Source organism: Synergistaceae bacterium (assembly GCA_031267575.1).
In the GTDB taxonomy this organism is placed as follows: domain Bacteria; phylum Synergistota; class Synergistia; order Synergistales; family Aminobacteriaceae; genus JAIRYN01.
On the sequence record JAIRYN010000030.1, the window covers coordinates 33,263 to 48,400 of the forward strand.

13 protein-coding genes and 1 riboswitch are annotated in these 15,138 nt (G+C 51.6%); of the genes, 11 read left to right on the top strand and 2 right to left on the bottom strand.

Annotation, left to right across the window (positions count from 1 at the left end; all coding sequences use genetic code 11):
- Positions 1 to 39 precede the first annotated feature (39 nt).
- From LBJ36_04110 to rpmB, 5 genes are all read left to right on the top strand, one after another.
- On the top strand, positions 40 to 1,281 hold the full coding sequence (locus LBJ36_04110; GenBank protein ID MDR1378215.1) for a transposase: 1,242 nt from the start codon (positions 40 to 42) through the stop codon (positions 1,279 to 1,281).
- 120 nt (positions 1,282 to 1,401) lie between these two features.
- Entirely contained in the window at positions 1,402 to 2,058 is a 657-nt protein-coding gene (locus LBJ36_04115; GenBank protein MDR1378216.1) for an alpha/beta hydrolase, read from the top strand.
- A 41-nt stretch (positions 2,059 to 2,099) separates the two neighbouring features.
- Positions 2,100 to 2,954, top strand: coding sequence for a hypothetical protein (locus LBJ36_04120; GenBank protein MDR1378217.1), 855 nt, complete (start codon positions 2,100 to 2,102; stop codon positions 2,952 to 2,954).
- Positions 2,955 to 3,200: 246 nt separating this feature from the next.
- Positions 3,201 to 4,706 (top strand): succinate CoA transferase, encoded by a 1,506-nt coding sequence (locus LBJ36_04125; GenBank protein MDR1378218.1) that lies wholly within the window; start codon positions 3,201 to 3,203, stop codon positions 4,704 to 4,706.
- A 459-nt stretch (positions 4,707 to 5,165) separates the two neighbouring features.
- Complete coding sequence (rpmB, locus tag LBJ36_04130; protein MDR1378219.1) at positions 5,166 to 5,366, top strand: 50S ribosomal protein L28; 201 nt, start codon at positions 5,166 to 5,168, stop codon at positions 5,364 to 5,366.
- A 443-nt stretch (positions 5,367 to 5,809) separates the two neighbouring features.
- Here rpmB and LBJ36_04135 read toward each other — a convergent pair whose 3' ends face one another.
- Together LBJ36_04135 and LBJ36_04140 are read right to left on the bottom strand one after the other, a co-directional pair.
- Positions 5,810 to 7,831: a TonB-dependent receptor gene (locus LBJ36_04135; GenBank protein ID MDR1378220.1), complete on the bottom strand. Its 2,022-nt coding sequence runs from the start codon at positions 7,829 to 7,831 to the stop codon at positions 5,810 to 5,812.
- 287 nt (positions 7,832 to 8,118) lie between these two features.
- Positions 8,119 to 9,468 carry a hypothetical protein gene (locus tag LBJ36_04140; GenBank protein MDR1378221.1) on the bottom strand — a complete coding sequence of 450 codons (1,350 nt, stop codon included), beginning with the start codon at positions 9,466 to 9,468 and terminating at the stop codon, positions 8,119 to 8,121.
- A 362-nt stretch (positions 9,469 to 9,830) separates the two neighbouring features.
- Positions 9,831 to 10,028: riboswitch (cobalamin riboswitch) on the top strand.
- Positions 10,029 to 10,141: 113 nt separating this feature from the next.
- On the opposite strand from LBJ36_04140, the gene LBJ36_04145 reads away from it, so the two are divergent.
- The 6 genes from LBJ36_04145 to LBJ36_04170 all read left to right on the top strand — a co-directional run bounded on the left by LBJ36_04145 (position 10,142) and on the right by LBJ36_04170 (position 15,021).
- Positions 10,142 to 11,041 carry an ABC transporter substrate-binding protein gene (locus tag LBJ36_04145; protein MDR1378222.1) on the top strand — a complete coding sequence of 300 codons (900 nt, stop codon included), beginning with the start codon at positions 10,142 to 10,144 and terminating at the stop codon, positions 11,039 to 11,041.
- A gap of 18 nt (positions 11,042 to 11,059) precedes the next feature.
- Positions 11,060 to 11,944 (top strand): ABC transporter ATP-binding protein, encoded by an 885-nt coding sequence (locus LBJ36_04150; protein ID MDR1378223.1) that lies wholly within the window; start codon positions 11,060 to 11,062, stop codon positions 11,942 to 11,944.
- Between the two features lie 39 nt (positions 11,945 to 11,983).
- The gene (locus LBJ36_04155; GenBank protein MDR1378224.1) at positions 11,984 to 12,961 is read left to right on the top strand and encodes an iron ABC transporter permease; all 978 of its coding nucleotides are present in this window, start codon (positions 11,984 to 11,986) and stop codon (positions 12,959 to 12,961) included.
- Between the two features lie 151 nt (positions 12,962 to 13,112).
- Positions 13,113 to 13,811 carry a MotA/TolQ/ExbB proton channel family protein gene (locus LBJ36_04160; protein ID MDR1378225.1) on the top strand — a complete coding sequence of 233 codons (699 nt, stop codon included), beginning with the start codon at positions 13,113 to 13,115 and terminating at the stop codon, positions 13,809 to 13,811.
- Positions 13,808 to 14,212: a biopolymer transporter ExbD gene (locus tag LBJ36_04165; GenBank protein MDR1378226.1), complete on the top strand. Its 405-nt coding sequence runs from the start codon at positions 13,808 to 13,810 to the stop codon at positions 14,210 to 14,212. The genes LBJ36_04160 and LBJ36_04165 overlap by 4 nt, the downstream gene beginning before the upstream one ends.
- Positions 14,209 to 15,021, top strand: coding sequence for a TonB family protein (locus tag LBJ36_04170; GenBank protein ID MDR1378227.1), 813 nt, complete (start codon positions 14,209 to 14,211; stop codon positions 15,019 to 15,021). Before LBJ36_04165 ends, LBJ36_04170 begins: the two co-directional genes overlap by 4 nt.
- Positions 15,022 to 15,138 lie beyond the last annotated feature (117 nt).

A 15,138-nucleotide genomic window follows, 5' to 3' on the forward strand; every position in this document is an offset into this window, starting at 1 on the left:
GATTTATTAACCTTTAGATTCGAAAGGAGGTGTGCAGAGATGCTACAAGGATTCAAAATACATTTATTCCCAACGCAAAAGCAGGAATATCTACTTTGGAAATCGGTTAACGCTTACAGATTGCCTTGGAATTGGGGATTGGCTTTTCAAATGAAACGCTTTGCCGAGGGAGAGAAACTTCTCGGTAGTTATGCTTTGAGAGCTGAGTTTAAGAAGTTGAAAACTCAAGAAGAATTTTCTTGGCTTAACGAAGTTTCTGGAAATGGAACAGTTATTTCTCTCTTTGATCTTACAAACGCGTATAAAAGATTTTTTCAGACGCAAAAACAAGGAGAGAAGTTTACAAAGCAAACGATAGCTGAAGCCAAGCGTTTAGGGAAAAAATTGACTTCCTACGAAATGAAAGATCACTCCAAATTCAAAAAGAAAAGCCTGTCTAAACCTGTATTTTCAGTGGTAAATCAGAATCTTTATTTTAAAAAGGGTTGTATGAACCTTGAAAAGATAGGTAAAGTAGAGTGTAAGCATAGCCATAGTTTTAATGAAGGACTAAATTCCGAGAAATTCTTCAATTCTAGAGTTCATTCTAGAGTTCATTCTAGAGTTCATTGGACAGATAAGAAGTGGATTATTGCCTTCTCAATGGAAGTTCCAGATCTCAAAGTAGAGCTCAGTGATTTTTCGATGGGAATTGATGTAGGCATTAAAAATCTTGCTGTAGTGAGTTGTAACTCCAAGAAAATAGTTTTTCAGAACGTGAATAAGACTAGGCGAGTGAAGAAACTCAAGAAACAACTCCAACATTCGCAAAGAGCTTTAGCAAGAAAGAAAAAAGGATCTAAAAATAGAGTTAAAGCTATACAGCAATTAAGTTTACGCTACAACAAGATTTTAAATATCCGCCATGACGCTATACATAAAACCACGACTCTTATTGTAGAAATGCTTCCCAAAAAGATTGTAATTGAGGACTTGAACATTGCGGGAATGATGAAAAATAAACATCTATCAAGTACGATAGCAGAGCAGAATCTTTATAAGTTCAGGCAACAAATGGCTTATAAAGCGGAACAAAGAAGAATCAAGTTAGTGACAGCCGATAGATTCTTTCCAAGTTCTAAGAGAAGCTCTAAGAGAAGCTCTAAGAGATGTTGTTCCTGTGGATGGATTAAAAAAGATTTGACTATTCAAGATAGAATATTCTTTTGTTCTCAATGTGGAATTGAGTTAGATAGGGATTTTAATGCCGCAGTGAATCTTGAAAGATATGAAGCAGGCTAATGGAAAGCTGAGTATTTTTTATGGAAAGCTGAGTATCTTTTGTAGGGTTTCGGTGTGCCCGAATGAAAATTGAATACTAAAGCATAGGAATTATAACCTTTTTGCATCGGAATGAGGCTCATGATTCTCAAAGTCAACGGCACGACGCTTTTTTATGAAAAGACAGGTACAGGTTCGCCGATGATTCTGTTGCATGGCAACGGAGAAAACCATCATATTTTCGATAAAGTGTCCGCAAAATTGGAGAACGACTTTACGGTCTATTCTGTCGATAGTCGCAATCACGGCCAAAGCGAAAAAACAAGCGAGTATTCCTACAGCGTGATGGCCGAGGATATTTATCGGTTTATTGAAGTATTGGAATTGAAGCCGGTTGACCTTATCGGCTTCAGTGATGGTGCTATCGTTGCCTTGATCCTCGCGATGAATCACGGCGAAACGGTGAACAAAATGGCGCTGTTGGGGGTCAATCTAAACCCGGAGGATTTTACCGAGGAGAGTTATCAGTTTGTGAAAGGCACTTATGAGAATACGAAAGACCCTTTATTCAAACTGATGTTGGAAGAACCCCATATCGAGCTGGACGAGGTAAAAAGTGTCAGCATTCCCATTCTTCTTGTCGCCGCGGAAAATGATATTTTCAAGCCGGAAACATTTACAAACCTCGCTCATGTTCTTCCCGGCGCAACGCTGAAAATAATAGACGGGCATGATCACGAGAGTTACATCGTCGGGCAGGATTTGTTGTACCCTGACTTTATCGAGTTTTTCAAGTAATCGGCTTTATCTCGAAAGAAGGTTTCGAAAAGAAAACCGTGTTGAAAAAGTACCTTGTTTGGGTCATTTTGGGGCTGACGCTGCTTTTAAGCTGTTCCGCGTGGGGATCACCCTTGTTGGAAGTCACCGCTACTTCGCCTTGGTTGACCCTTTTGACGAACTTCATTGGCGGCATCAACGTCAAAGTAAACTCCATACAGGAATGGAACGAGGATGGGGAGCTGGTGCGCCGTGTTCGGGCCCGGAATCTTCGGTTCTTGCCCTCCGAGTCGCGAATCATGGCTTTCGATTATAGAGACGCCAAAGGGTTGGGAGTACCTTTTGAGCAATATAAAAACTATCGCCCGCTCTATGATCTTCTGCCCCTCGACGAGCACAGAATCGACGCCTCCCTATCAGACCCTTCTGTCATTCCCTTTATCGCCCAGCGCGTTCTGACCATTCTGGCTGATTGGGACCCCAGTAATTATCCTTATTATCAACGAAGGCTGGCGGAGTTTCAGGCCCGCCTTTACAGCACTACTCTCGCCGGACGGCAAATCCTGAAAAATCAACCGGTTTACGACCTGACGGGTCACAGCGGAACTCTTCTGCAAGCCGCGGGCTGCAAGATTTCCCGTCCCTCGGCTGAGGAGTGGAGCACCTGGAGCGCCTGGAAAGAAACTCGTCAATTGACAGAGATCGTCTCCCGCATGGCTGAGGAAAAAGTCGCTGTCGTTCTCGACCACTCGACACCCAAGGCGATACGCAGTCTTCTGAGTTCTAACCCCACGGTTTATGTGATCGCGCGTCCCCGTTTCGACCAGGATTACCCGGCCTTTTTACATGACCAATACATCTCCCTCTGGTCAAAGATCACCTCAAAGCCTCTGCCGACTCCCATAAGGCGCAGATAAAAATTCAGGTCGACTTTGCCGTGTGGCCACGCTAAACATGGATGTATAATGCATAGTTCGGGGTATAATTTTTACTGTGGCTGTAAATATTCTCAGAGTGGGGACATCCACTCTTAAAGGAGAAGACGTAAGACCGGTTTTAGTCGGCTGTTTTTGTTGATCTTAGAATCCCATGGCTTTAGTCGTAGTAGTATGTCAAGCGATATCGGATCCTCGAATGATCTATATGAGAAAGGATGAAAACCATTGGATGTAAGTATTTCTCGTGAGCGGTTACGTTTAGCGAATGCGGATGGTAAAATCAAAACTCCGGAGGAGGCCGCGAAAACGATCGAGAAAGGTATGATCGTGGCTTGCAGTGGCTTCACTCCCTCCGGCTATCCCAAAGAGGTTCCACGCGCTCTGACGCGGCGATGTGCACAAGAGGGTCCCGTGCCGGTCACGCTTTGGACGGGAGCCTCCGTGGGGCCGGAACTGGACGACGAGTTAGCCCGGGCTGGTTGTATTCAGAAGCGGTTTCCCTATCAGACCAGCGAAGCCATTCGCAAGAAAATCAACGAAGGAGAAGTGCTGTACGCGGACCTTCATCTTTCGCACAACGCACAGAACCTAAGGTACGGTTTTCATGGTGATGTCGATGTGGCCATTGTGGAAGCCACCGCAATCCTGGAAGACGGATCCATCGTCCCTACGACTTCGGTGGGCAATACCCCGGCGTTCGTGCAAATGGCCCAAAAAGTTATCGTGGAGATCAATACGGCCCAACCCGCCGAACTGGAGGGATTACACGACATCTACACGCCCCAAAATCCTCCGAACCGCGAACCGATTCCTATTCTCAAACCCAGCGACAGAATCGGAACTCCCTTTATCCCCTGTTCCCCCGATAAAATTGTCGCCATCGTCCATTCAGAGGTCAAAGACAGCCAGCGTCCTCTGGCGGAAGTCGACGAGGGTAGTCGGCGCATAGCTTCTCATCTTCTGGATTTCCTCGACTTGGAAGTCAAAAGCGGAAGGCTGCCGCCTTCTTTGCCGCCTTTGCAGTCCGGGGTGGGTAACATCGCCAACGCGGTCTTAAAGGGCCTGTCCGAATGGCCGACCGATGGCTTGAGCGTGTACACGGAAGTGATTCAGGACTCGATCTTTGAACTCATTGAGAAAGGCAAGATTAGTTTTGCCTCGGGTACGGCTCTGACCCCCAGTCCTGATGGAGCCCAGAAATACTACCCCAAACTCAGGCAATTCGCGGACCGCTTGGTCTTGCGTCCCCAGGAAATCAGTAACAATCCAGAAGTGATCCGCAGGCTTGGGCTCATCGCCATGAATACGGCTGTCGAAGTTGACATTTACGGCCACGTCAACTCGACAATGGTTTCTGGGAGTCATATTTTGAACGGTATCGGCGGTTCGGGAGACTTTGCCAGAAACGCCGGATACACGATTTTCTTGTGCCCCTCTATTGCTGGTAAGGGAAAAATCTCGAAGGTCGTACCTTTTTGCTCGCACATCGACCACACAGAACACGATGTGGATGTCATCGTCACGGAACACGGCGTGGCGGACCTGCGCAATCTCTCCCCGCGCGAGCGCGCCGACGTGATTATAGCGAAATGCGCGGACCCGCGATACCGGGAGCTTTTGAGGGATTATAAGAAACGCGCTGAACTGGGGAAAGGACATGAACCTCATATTTTGAAAGAAGCTCTTTCCTGGCACGTTCGTTTGAGTGAAAAAGGAAGCATGTTGGATTAAAAAAAGCCCCATATTTCTGTAAAAAACGGTCACAGACGCGATATGGACCGGTCAAGCCTGACGCTTACCGGTTCATGGATGACGTGGAGATAATGACGTGGAGACAATGACGCATCGCGTTAGAGAAAACGTAGAAAAGACTACACGCTCAAATCAGACTAAAACTGGACGGAGCGCAATGCATTGTCGGTAGCGCAGGGCAACAGCATTTACTCTCGAATCCTTGATATGACTGGCCTTATATACTACATAAAAATACCTATTCGAATATACAAAGCTAGTAATTGGAATGCTTGACGGAAAGTAAATGCTGTTGCCCTGGTCGGTGGCGTTGTAGGTGGTTGTAGATGGTTGTAGGTGGTGGAAATTTTCCTGGCTTGTGGTAGAATTTCTTATGTTTGTTTTGGATTGAGAGAAAACATTCTAAAGTCGATAATATAAGTCAGGAGGAGAATACCGATGGCTAAAATCTGTCAGTGTTGCGGGCGTGGTCCCGTGACGGGAAACGCGGTCAGCCATTCAAATCGTCATACCCGTCGTCGCTGGCTGATCAACCTTCAGAACGCCAGAATTAACGTGGGCGACGGGTCGACCCTTAAGGTTCGGGTCTGTGCCAAGTGTCTAAAGTCTGGGTTTGTCAAAAGAGCGGTGAAGGTTTGAGTTTTTTCGCGTTTTTCGCGTGTGAAATAGGGGGGGTGCCGGGCACTTCCCCTATTCGCGTCGCAACCCTCAGGCGAACGTTTGATCAATAAGAGAGCTGACAAGAGAGCCGACAAGAGAGCCGACAGTTGACGATGGCCTTGGTCGAGAGCTTACTACTGGACTACAGCGCCGCCGTGGAGCCGTCCAGGAGCTTTTTCTTGTTGAACTGAGTGGTGTTGCCGATGCAGGTGACATCTGTATTTGTATTTTGGTGAAAATTTGTGGCATGAGATTGGGAGTTTGTCAATAGGGGCTTTGAATCCTAAAAGTGCGAGATGACGAACACTATTCTTTCCGGCTATTCCGCATAGGCGTTTTCCTGTTTAGCGCTTCCATGAGAATATTCCTCTGGAAGCGCCGCTGTTTCTACAGTTCTATTATTTCTATTATTTCTATTGTTTCTATAGTTCTATGTCGAACGTCAGATAGTAGGAACGGCCTTCGATGGGATACCAGAGCATACGGGTTGAGCCGTTCATCCCGTTTGGACGCATTCGCCATTGATCCGCGTCGTTGAAAACGTCGTTGACTCCGATCGTAAGGCGCGTCGTAGGGCTGAGGTCGTACTTGAACCCGACGTTGAACAGGTTTCGCGCGTCGAAAAGGACATACTCGTTTGAATCGGCGTAGTTCTCCTCCACGTACTGAAACTCTGCGAAGACAGACCCCTTGTCGAACTTTCGAGTGAGACGCAGAGCGCCACTCCACTCTGGGCGGTTTGGCAGCTTCTTCCCCTCGCCGCGGACCGATCCGGCGATGTTCGGAGTCTTGTTAACGCCGTCCATCCACGTCCCCGACAGCGCAAGTCCCCACTTCTCCCAGTCGAGGGCGAGCTCCAACTCCACGCCCTTTACCTGGGATTTCGCCACATTAAAGTATCTGCCGTACCTTGGGTTTGCCATCAAAAATTCGAGAAGATCGTCCGTCTCGCGCCAGAAGCCGGATAGAGAAACGTTGGCGCGCGCGTTCCCCAGAGCCTTTGCGGTTTCATTCCACACGACCCCCACGTCGAACTGGGTTCCTGTTTCCCATTTCAAATCGTCCTCGGCAGGGATGATGAACGCCCCATCGCCGTATCTTTCGTACAGATTGGGAGAGCGGGCGTATGTGCCATAAGCGGCTTTCGCCATCCAGTGTGGGGAAAATTCCTTGGTTAAGGCCAACTGCCACGTGAAATGATCTTCGCCGTCCAGTTTATGCCACCGGAGCGATGGAGTGGCCAAAAACGTTCCAGCCCCGTCCAGCGCTACGGTATCCTGGAGGTTGAGGTTCCAGTCTTCCCTGTCGTAATGGGATATGCCACCAAGGTACTCGTAGAGCGAATCCCCTTTCACGTCAAGTCCTTCGTCGGAGTACTCCGCCAAAAACTCGAAAAAGTGTCGCTCGCCCAGGGGCATGTTTGCCCTTAGCGCCACGCCGAACCTCGACGCGTCGTACTCGCTCTTCCTCACGTTGATCCCACCTATCGCTGTGGGCTCCAGCGGAGCGCGTCTGCTGTCGTAGGCTTTACTCTGCTCCGTGTAGAAAAACTCCACGCCCCAGGCTGCCGATCCGTAAGTTTGAGAGCGCCCCAGGGAGAAATCCCACCGGTCCGTGTCGAGCAAAGCGCCTCTCGGCTGGGAGATGCCGGTTCTGTCCGCGCCCGGCGCCATCAATGAGAGGTCGCGCTCCCTGCCGGTCCAGGAGGCGCGCGCTTTCCAATGGGCATCCTCCCACTTCAGCAGGACGTCGCCGTTCTCAAACCCGTTGTCGCGCCTGCGCCCGGTGTAGTCGTCGCCGTCCACGTAAGCCGTGCCGTTGTCGTTCCAGTACTCGAAATCTCCATCATAAGTTTCGTAGCCTAACGAGCCTAAAAACTTCCCTTTACCCAGTGGGGAGGCGTAAGAGAACGTTCCTTTTCTCTTGCCAAAAGAAGCTATTCCGAGGGAGAGATCGATCTGTCTCTTTTCGGGGAACTTCGTCACGATGTTGATGACGCCACCCATCGCTTGAGCGCCGAATTGAGCAGGGATATAGCCCTTGTAGACCTCGACGCGTTCGACGTCTTCGACGGGTATCACGGAGAGATCGACGGCCGACTCGCTTTCCAGGTTCATCAGGACACCATCCACGTAAACGGCTACTTGAGAGGAAGTGCTCCCTCGCACGGAGGCCGTCGCGTATCCGTTGCGCCCTTGAAGACGAATCACGCGAAGACCGGGAACGTCGTCCAGGAGGTCGGGCAAGCTGCGCTGTTCTCCGGATTTTTCTTCGGGACGAATGACGGTCACCATGCCTGGGGACAGATACTTGTCTTCTTCTCTGTCATAGATGACCGAAGCGGTCACGACTTCTTCTGGAAGCTCTGGAAGCGGCACGGCAGCAAGCGACGCCGTCGAAAGGAAAGCGAACGAGAGGAAAGCGAACGAGAACGCGAGCGCCAATAAGGAACATCCCCCCCGTTTTATTTTTGAAAAATTTAGAGCGTTTGGCATCTGTGACGACACACTCCTTTCGAAATTCGATAATATAAACTTGTTTACACAACCGTATAGAATTCCACCACAACACACTGTCGCGCTTTTTAGTAGCTTATCAGTAGAAATATTAATGTATTATGGCTTATTCATATACTATGCATTACCTCCGTCATAATAAGCCTACACAAAAAAGGCCGTTCTCCTGAAAATATAAGGAGATAAACGGCCTTTAATTTAAAATAAAAGAATTTTTACAGGATCCGATATTTGCGTAAAAGCATTCCCATCAGTAATAGGCCAACGGCTCCATAGCTTGTGTTACAACCGCCGCCACTCTCGCTATTTGGAGACGGAGCCACGGGAGTTCCTGGATTGACAGTCGGAGGAGGTACATCCTCAACATCCTCATCGCCCTCCAGAAGAGCCCAGAAAAAGACGGCATTCCCAAGATCGGCAGGGGTAAATGTTTTCAGGGGTTTGGCACCTTGATCGTAAGCGTAGAGCGTTCCTCCGCCCTCAGGCAACCAGCTTTCGGTCCGAGCCCAGAGAGTTGCCGTTTGTTCGTCGTACAGGATTTCTGAGACCGATGGGAACGACGGCACGCTTTCGCCTATCTCGCCCTTCAACAGCTGCTCCATCGTAGTGGTGTAAAACTTCGAGATATAGCTCATCGAGGTGGAATCGTATCCACCCACCAACAGGTACACGGTGCCGTCTTTCGCTATTTGAAAGCCGAGCACACCTTTTTCTTTTCCGTCGAGGTCAGAATCTTTGAGGGTACTTAAATCGAGAAGTGGCTTTTGGGATAATTCGATGCCAGAAGGATCGATCTCCCAGATGCCTCCAACGCTTGACTCTCCCGCTTCCTGCGCGCCACCGGTGGTCCCCACGTACAGTTTACCGTCGAATACCTGCATCCGTTGGGCGTTTTTAGCTTTGGGGTTGTCCTGTCCCAAAGGGATTGTGCGGAGAAGTTTAAGTTCCCTATTGAACTCAAATACTTCGCTCGCGTTAAATTGGGCGTTATCGCTATGCGTGCCATCGTAGGTATAGGTGAGAACATAGACCTTATCATCGATAACCTGCACCGCGCAGGGTCGTCGTAAAATATCGTCTAAGGGGTCGAAAAGATACTCTCTATCGCGCGTGAAACCTCCTTTGGTCATATCGACGCGCACAATTTCTCCGGATTTTTGAGCCTCTCCCTCGCGTCTTTCGAACGCGGCGACGTACAAATAATTGTCCGCCGTGGCCAAGCCGTAGAGATTCCTGCCCCACTCTTTGAGTTCTTTTTGAGGCTCCTTCCAGGTCCCCTTCGGATCGAAAATATCGATCGTGTCCTGGGATGCCGCATCGCTATAGCTATAATTATCGATTACGGCCCAATATTTCCCATTAGGATCTTTAAACGAGAAAATTTTGCCGAATTGAGGTACACCACCCCATAGCTTGTCCTTGACGCTATACTCTTTTCCGGTAATCATCCCCACGGTCGCTACATTCGCAGAATCCGTGGCCACATAGAGTAAATCCGCCACCGCCGCCCTGCCCCACAAAAGCAAGGCGACTGAAACCAGAACCCCTATTTTCCAGCGCTTCAATATAAACAACCCCTTTCAGAACTCAATGACGTAAACTGGGCTACACAAAAGAGATCTCCATATCCACAAACGCGGCGCTTTACTAGTCACCGAATCCTGTCGCGCAGGTTGGCCTGTCGCACAGGTTGAATGGAGAGAAGACCGGGCGCTATAACGGTCCTGAAGAATACGGCGAGATTATATTCACAGCGTATTGTTTTTGTCAACGCTTGCGCGCATTAATAGGAAATATCATATACCAAGATATTTTGGATAATAAGGCGCCCTTCGAGACACCTCGACTTGCCGCGCGTTGACAGTTTTTTTAAAAAATGATACTGTACACAAATGGAGCATCCATAATCGAATGGAGCATCCACAATTGAATATTCTTTCGTGATGTTGCATGGAAACATGCTAGTGAAACAGGTGTGAATCCTGTACGGTCTCGCCGCTGTGAGAGAAGAGTTTTTGGCCGGTCGGGTGGGTTAGAAAAACCACCGAAGTCACTGGGAAACTGGGAAGGCTGCCGAAAACGATGACGCTCGAGTCAGAAGACAGGCATCGCGAATGACTGTAGACAGTTCAGCGAGCAACTGGATGTCCACGGCTTGTTTTGCCTATGCGGGAAGCGAGTTTTGGGGAGCCTCTCTGAGCGAGGGGCTCCTTAAATTTATTTATCAGGAGTTGGAGTATGAAACAAACGGTAAAAAAGTTCATGGTTTCAGCGGCGTTTTTCGTGGCGTTCCTGATATTTCTGATGGGGCGAAGCGTGTGGGCGGCTGTCCCTGATCGCATTTTGTCGATAACCCCGGCGGGTACGGAGATTTTGTACGACCTTGGGCTTGGCGGCCGCGTGATTGGAGTGACAAAATATTGCAGTTGGCCTCCCGAAGCCCAGACAAAGCCGAGTCTGGGCGACATGATGCACGTCAACCTGGAGGTCGTCATGGGGATGACGCCGGACCTCGTCTTGGTGTCGAACATGAACGTTCAGGTCGGCGAACAGGTCGGGGCCTTGGGATATCCGGTCGTGACGGTCTATCAAGACGATTTCGAGCAGATTTGCGACTCAATGCTGCGAGTCGGTCAGGCGTGCGGCGTCGAGGAGATGGCAAAACGCCGAATCGCGGAGCTGAGGGAATCGGTGCGGGCAAAGACGATTCCCTTGAGCGAAACGCCCCCTAAGGTGCTTATCGTCGTGGGGCGAGACCCGTCGGAGGAGGATGTGAGGAAAATTTACGTTGCCGGTCAAGTGGCTTTTTACAACGACCTGATAGCGAGAGCCGGCGGTGTGAACGCCTACGCCCAGGATGTCCCCTACGCGCAGATGTCGCGGGAGGGGCTATTGAGGGTAGACCCCGACGTGATCATCGAGCTGATTGGCGAAAGCGGCATGGAAGCCACGATGGAGATTCCGACGGATCACGTGATCTCTCAGTGGAAAGCTGTACCCGACCTCCGCGCCGCGCGGGAGGGACGAGTCGCCGTCATCAGGGGAGACTTTACGCTCAGGGCCGGGCCGCGATACCCACAGATTCTGGACGCCTTCATCACAATCATACGTGATGGCGTCCGCGAAATCTCTCAGTAAACCAACGGTGAACCAACAGTGAGCCAACTGAGCCAAAAACGGAGCCAAACAAGAAAGATTATGGAGGAACGGCGGGCGACTTCTGGGGAGAGAGCGGAGAAAATCATCGAAGTATCCGGGCTGTCGATCTCTTTGGGTGGGAAGGCGGTTTTGCGTGATGTGTCCTGCGACGCGCGTAGGGGTGATTTTTTGTGCGTCGTGGGAAGAAACGGCGCGGGCAAGAGCACGCTCTTCAAATGCGTGTGCGGAGCTTACAAAAATTTTCGAGGGTCCGTGAAGCTCGCCGGAAAAGAAGCCGGAACAATGAGCGCGCGGGAGCGGGCGCGGGTTGTCGCCTATGTGCCCCAAAGCGTTCCGCCGGACATGCCCTACACCGTCCACGAATTTATGGAGATGTCGCGTTATCCCTGGCGAAATTTTTTCAGCTCCTCGCGGGAGGACCACCGGGCTGTCTCCGATGCCATCGCCCTAGCCGGCGTCGAGGAATTTGCCTCTCGCAAGATGCGGGACCTTTCGGGAGGCGAGCGTCAAAAGGTGATGATCGCCTCAGCCATCGCCCAGGAATCGGACGCGATATTGATGGACGAACCCACCACGTTCCTCGACTACTCGCATCAAGTCGAGACGATGGAGCTGATGACTCGCGTCAATAAAGAGAAAAACGTGGCGATGCTGATCGTTACTCACGATATTAACTTGGCGATGAGGGTCTCCGACAAAGTGCTAGGGCTCTCGGAGGGCCGCGTCGAATGGACCGGGACGCCTCATGGGCTCCAGGACTCTGGGCTGTTGTACTCGATTTTCGGGGTCACCTTCGAGCGGTATTTCGCGAGGCGTGAAGGCGTTTCCCCGTTATTCGCTCCCCTATTTACCCCCACGGGGTTCGCGCCTACGGGGCGCTGACGGATTCCAAGAGCGAGGGGACGGAAGAGGGGACGGAAAATGAGATGGGGACGGGTTGTTTTGTTTCTAACGGTTTCCTTGGCCGCGCTTTTTGTCTGCCCTTGGATCGGCGTTCAAAGCATTTCGCCCTTTGACTTGATTAGCGGGGGAAACGCTCTAGAGGCAAGGATCTTTTGGCAGCTCCGTGTGCCCAGGGTATTAATGGCTTGGTGTGCCGGAGCCACTTTTGGTATCTGCGGCATGGTTTTTCAAGCCGTGTTTCGCAACCCTCTAGCGGAGCCCTCCTTGCTGGGGATCTCGTCTGGAGCGGCCTTGGGAGCCGCTATTGCCATACGCTTAGGCCTGGCGGGGGGCTCGTCCGCCTCTCTCACCCTACCCGTCAGCGCGTTTCTGGGCGCGATGGTGTCGGTTGTCATTATTTCCGCTTTCGCCCAATTTTCCCGCGGCACCAGAGACGCGACGCTCCTTCTCGCCGGTGTCGCAATAAGCGCGTTGTATTCCAGCCTGATCATGGTATTTCAGTACACGGGCGGCGCTTCGGAGACCTACAAGCTGCTTTCGTGGACCATGGGAGGGATCAACTCGGTCGGCATGAAAGAGGGCCTTCGGGCGATACCGTCGCTTCTCATCGCGATTTCGCTGGCGATATACTACTCCACCGAGTTGGACCTGATGACCTTCGGAGACGAAATCGCCTCTTCGAAAGGTGTCGAGCTGGAGCGAACCAAGTGGATCATGTTTATGGGAATGTCGATGTCTATCGCGATCGTGGTGGCGAACTGCGGCCCAGTGGCATTTCTAGGACTCATTGCGCCCCACGTGGCCCGGAACGCCACGGGACCGCGCCATTTGAGACTTACCATGATGACGGCCCTCGTGGGAGGCGCCGCGCTTCTCGTCTGCGATACGGTGGCCAGGACTCTGTGGGCTCCGGCAGACCTGCCCGTGGGCATCATCATTTCTTTCCTGGGAGCGCCGTTTTTTCTCTGGCTTCTTTTCGGCCCTCGCGCCGGATGAAAGAATCGAGGCAACCGTTCAAGCCCCCCATGCTCAACTCGCCTCTGACAAGTATTTTTATTGGGGGTTTCAGGGGGGCCAGTGAGGCCGCTTTTGGCTGAACGGGCTCTGCCCCCCTGAGCTTGAACAATTACGAATCGAGGCGTAATGAATGGAATTCATAAATCTCGCGGTTTTCGATCAATTTCTGGAATATATGCGTTTAGGTGGGTCGATCATGTGGATTATCCTGGCCCTCTCCGTCTTGTCCGCGGCTGTCATCATCGAGAGGATTTTTTTCTTCGCCGTTTCGTCGGGAAACCTCAATAAATTAAAAGGTGTCTTTGACAGGTCCCTTGCTGATTCTGATTCAAATTCTGATTCAAATTCAGATTCAAATAAAGGCAACGCTCCTCGTTTCGCAACCGGAAAAAGTTCCCTGCACCGCCTTTTCTCCGTGGCTTGCGAGCATTGGGAACTCGATGACGAAACATTGAACTCGAAGCTGGATGGGACAATACGGGGAGAATTGTACGAGTGGGAGCGAAATCTTCCGATGCTGGAGATCGCCGCGCGGGTCGCTCCGCTTTTGGGGCTGCTGGGAACCGTCCTCGGAATGGTGGAGATGTTCGGCTCCATGAGCGTGGGGGGCGCCGTCGACGCTAGGGCTGTAACGGGTGGCATCTGGAAGGCGCTCTTCACCACCGTGGCAGGGCTGTCCGTCGCCATACCCGTGTTGCTGGTCCACGGCTTTTTGACCGGAGTGATAGATCGCGAGGAAGAAACTCTAGATCGAGCCGCAAGTTTCATTATAGATAAAAGAAGAGATAAAAGAAGAGAAAGGCGCAAAGAGAGGAACACCCCCTCATGACGCGCCAAGGATCGCGCCGTGGGAGAAAACGCAAGGCCGTCGAGCTGGACATCACCTCCTTGATCGACGTTTTGTTTATGTTGATCATTTTCTTCGTGATCACCACGGCCTTTGTGCAGGGTTCGGTGAACGTGTCCCTGCCCAGCGGTACCCCTCCGCCGCTCTCGGACAGAGAGCAGATCGTGCTAACGATCACAAAAGACTCGGAAATCCTTTGGGCGGGCGAAAGATTGGCCAGCGAAGATCTGGCTCAACGCGTCATGGCGGCCCTGGCCGAAAGCGCCGATATCCTTCTGGCGGGCGACAGGGACGCACGTTACGGCAACGTGGCGGAGCTAATGGACCAGTTGCGCCGCCAGGGCGTCCCCAGCGTGGGGCTCGCTTTCGAGGGCGGCAATTGAGACGCGCGCTGGCCCTGTGCTTCAGCATCCTCTTTCACGTCGCGCTGATGGCTTTGATGGGACTGATACCGGAAGGCGGAAGCGAACTCCTTCCGCGGGAGGTCATGCGGGTTTCCCTCGCCGCTGCGCGAGGGGAAAAGCCGGGCGACGACGGTGGCGTTTCCGCTGCCGGGGGCCTTTCATCCGCGACGCGGCCTTTTTCCGATTCCGATGCTGAATCGACAGAACGTCCTGCTTCGCCCACGCTCACAAAAACGCCGACTCAGCCGGTCCGAGCTCAGAGCACGACGCCTAAGCCCCAACCAAAATCTCAACCCAAACCTCAGGCGAGCGCCACGAAACCCAAAACGCCCCCCCAACCCGCGCGACAAAACCCAATAGAGGAAAAAGCCACGTTGCCCGCCACCAACTCCGCGAGGTCCGGTGAGGCGGAATCCACCGCCTCGCGAGTGGCTCCTATCGGGTCCGGCGGAGGAAGCGGGGGCAGAGGCGGCAACGGAACAGGCGCGCGGACAAGGGGCGCGGGCGGCGGAGTGGTCGACGCGTCGCGTTTGAGGGTAACGAAAAAAGTCACCGCGGAATACCCAATGATAAGCCGTAAAAGGAAGGATCAGGGAACCGTGGTTCTCCTTCTGAGCATCAAAACCGGGCGCGTGGCCTCGGTCGAAATCGAGAAAAGCAGCGGCCACTCCGCTCTCGACCAGTCGGCAAAAAAAGCTGTTTCCGCCTGGGAGTTCGACGTGTCGGGTTTTGGAGACTCCCTCACCGCGCGTTTGTCGGTGGTCTTTTCGCTGACGGGGCAAAAGTGAGCTATAAAAGTGAGCTATTAAAGTTAGCTATCTATTAAAGTAAGCTATTCAGGAGATTGCTACTGAAAACCTACACAAATGTGTAATAGTCCAGATTTTTCCTTCTTCATCCTTCCA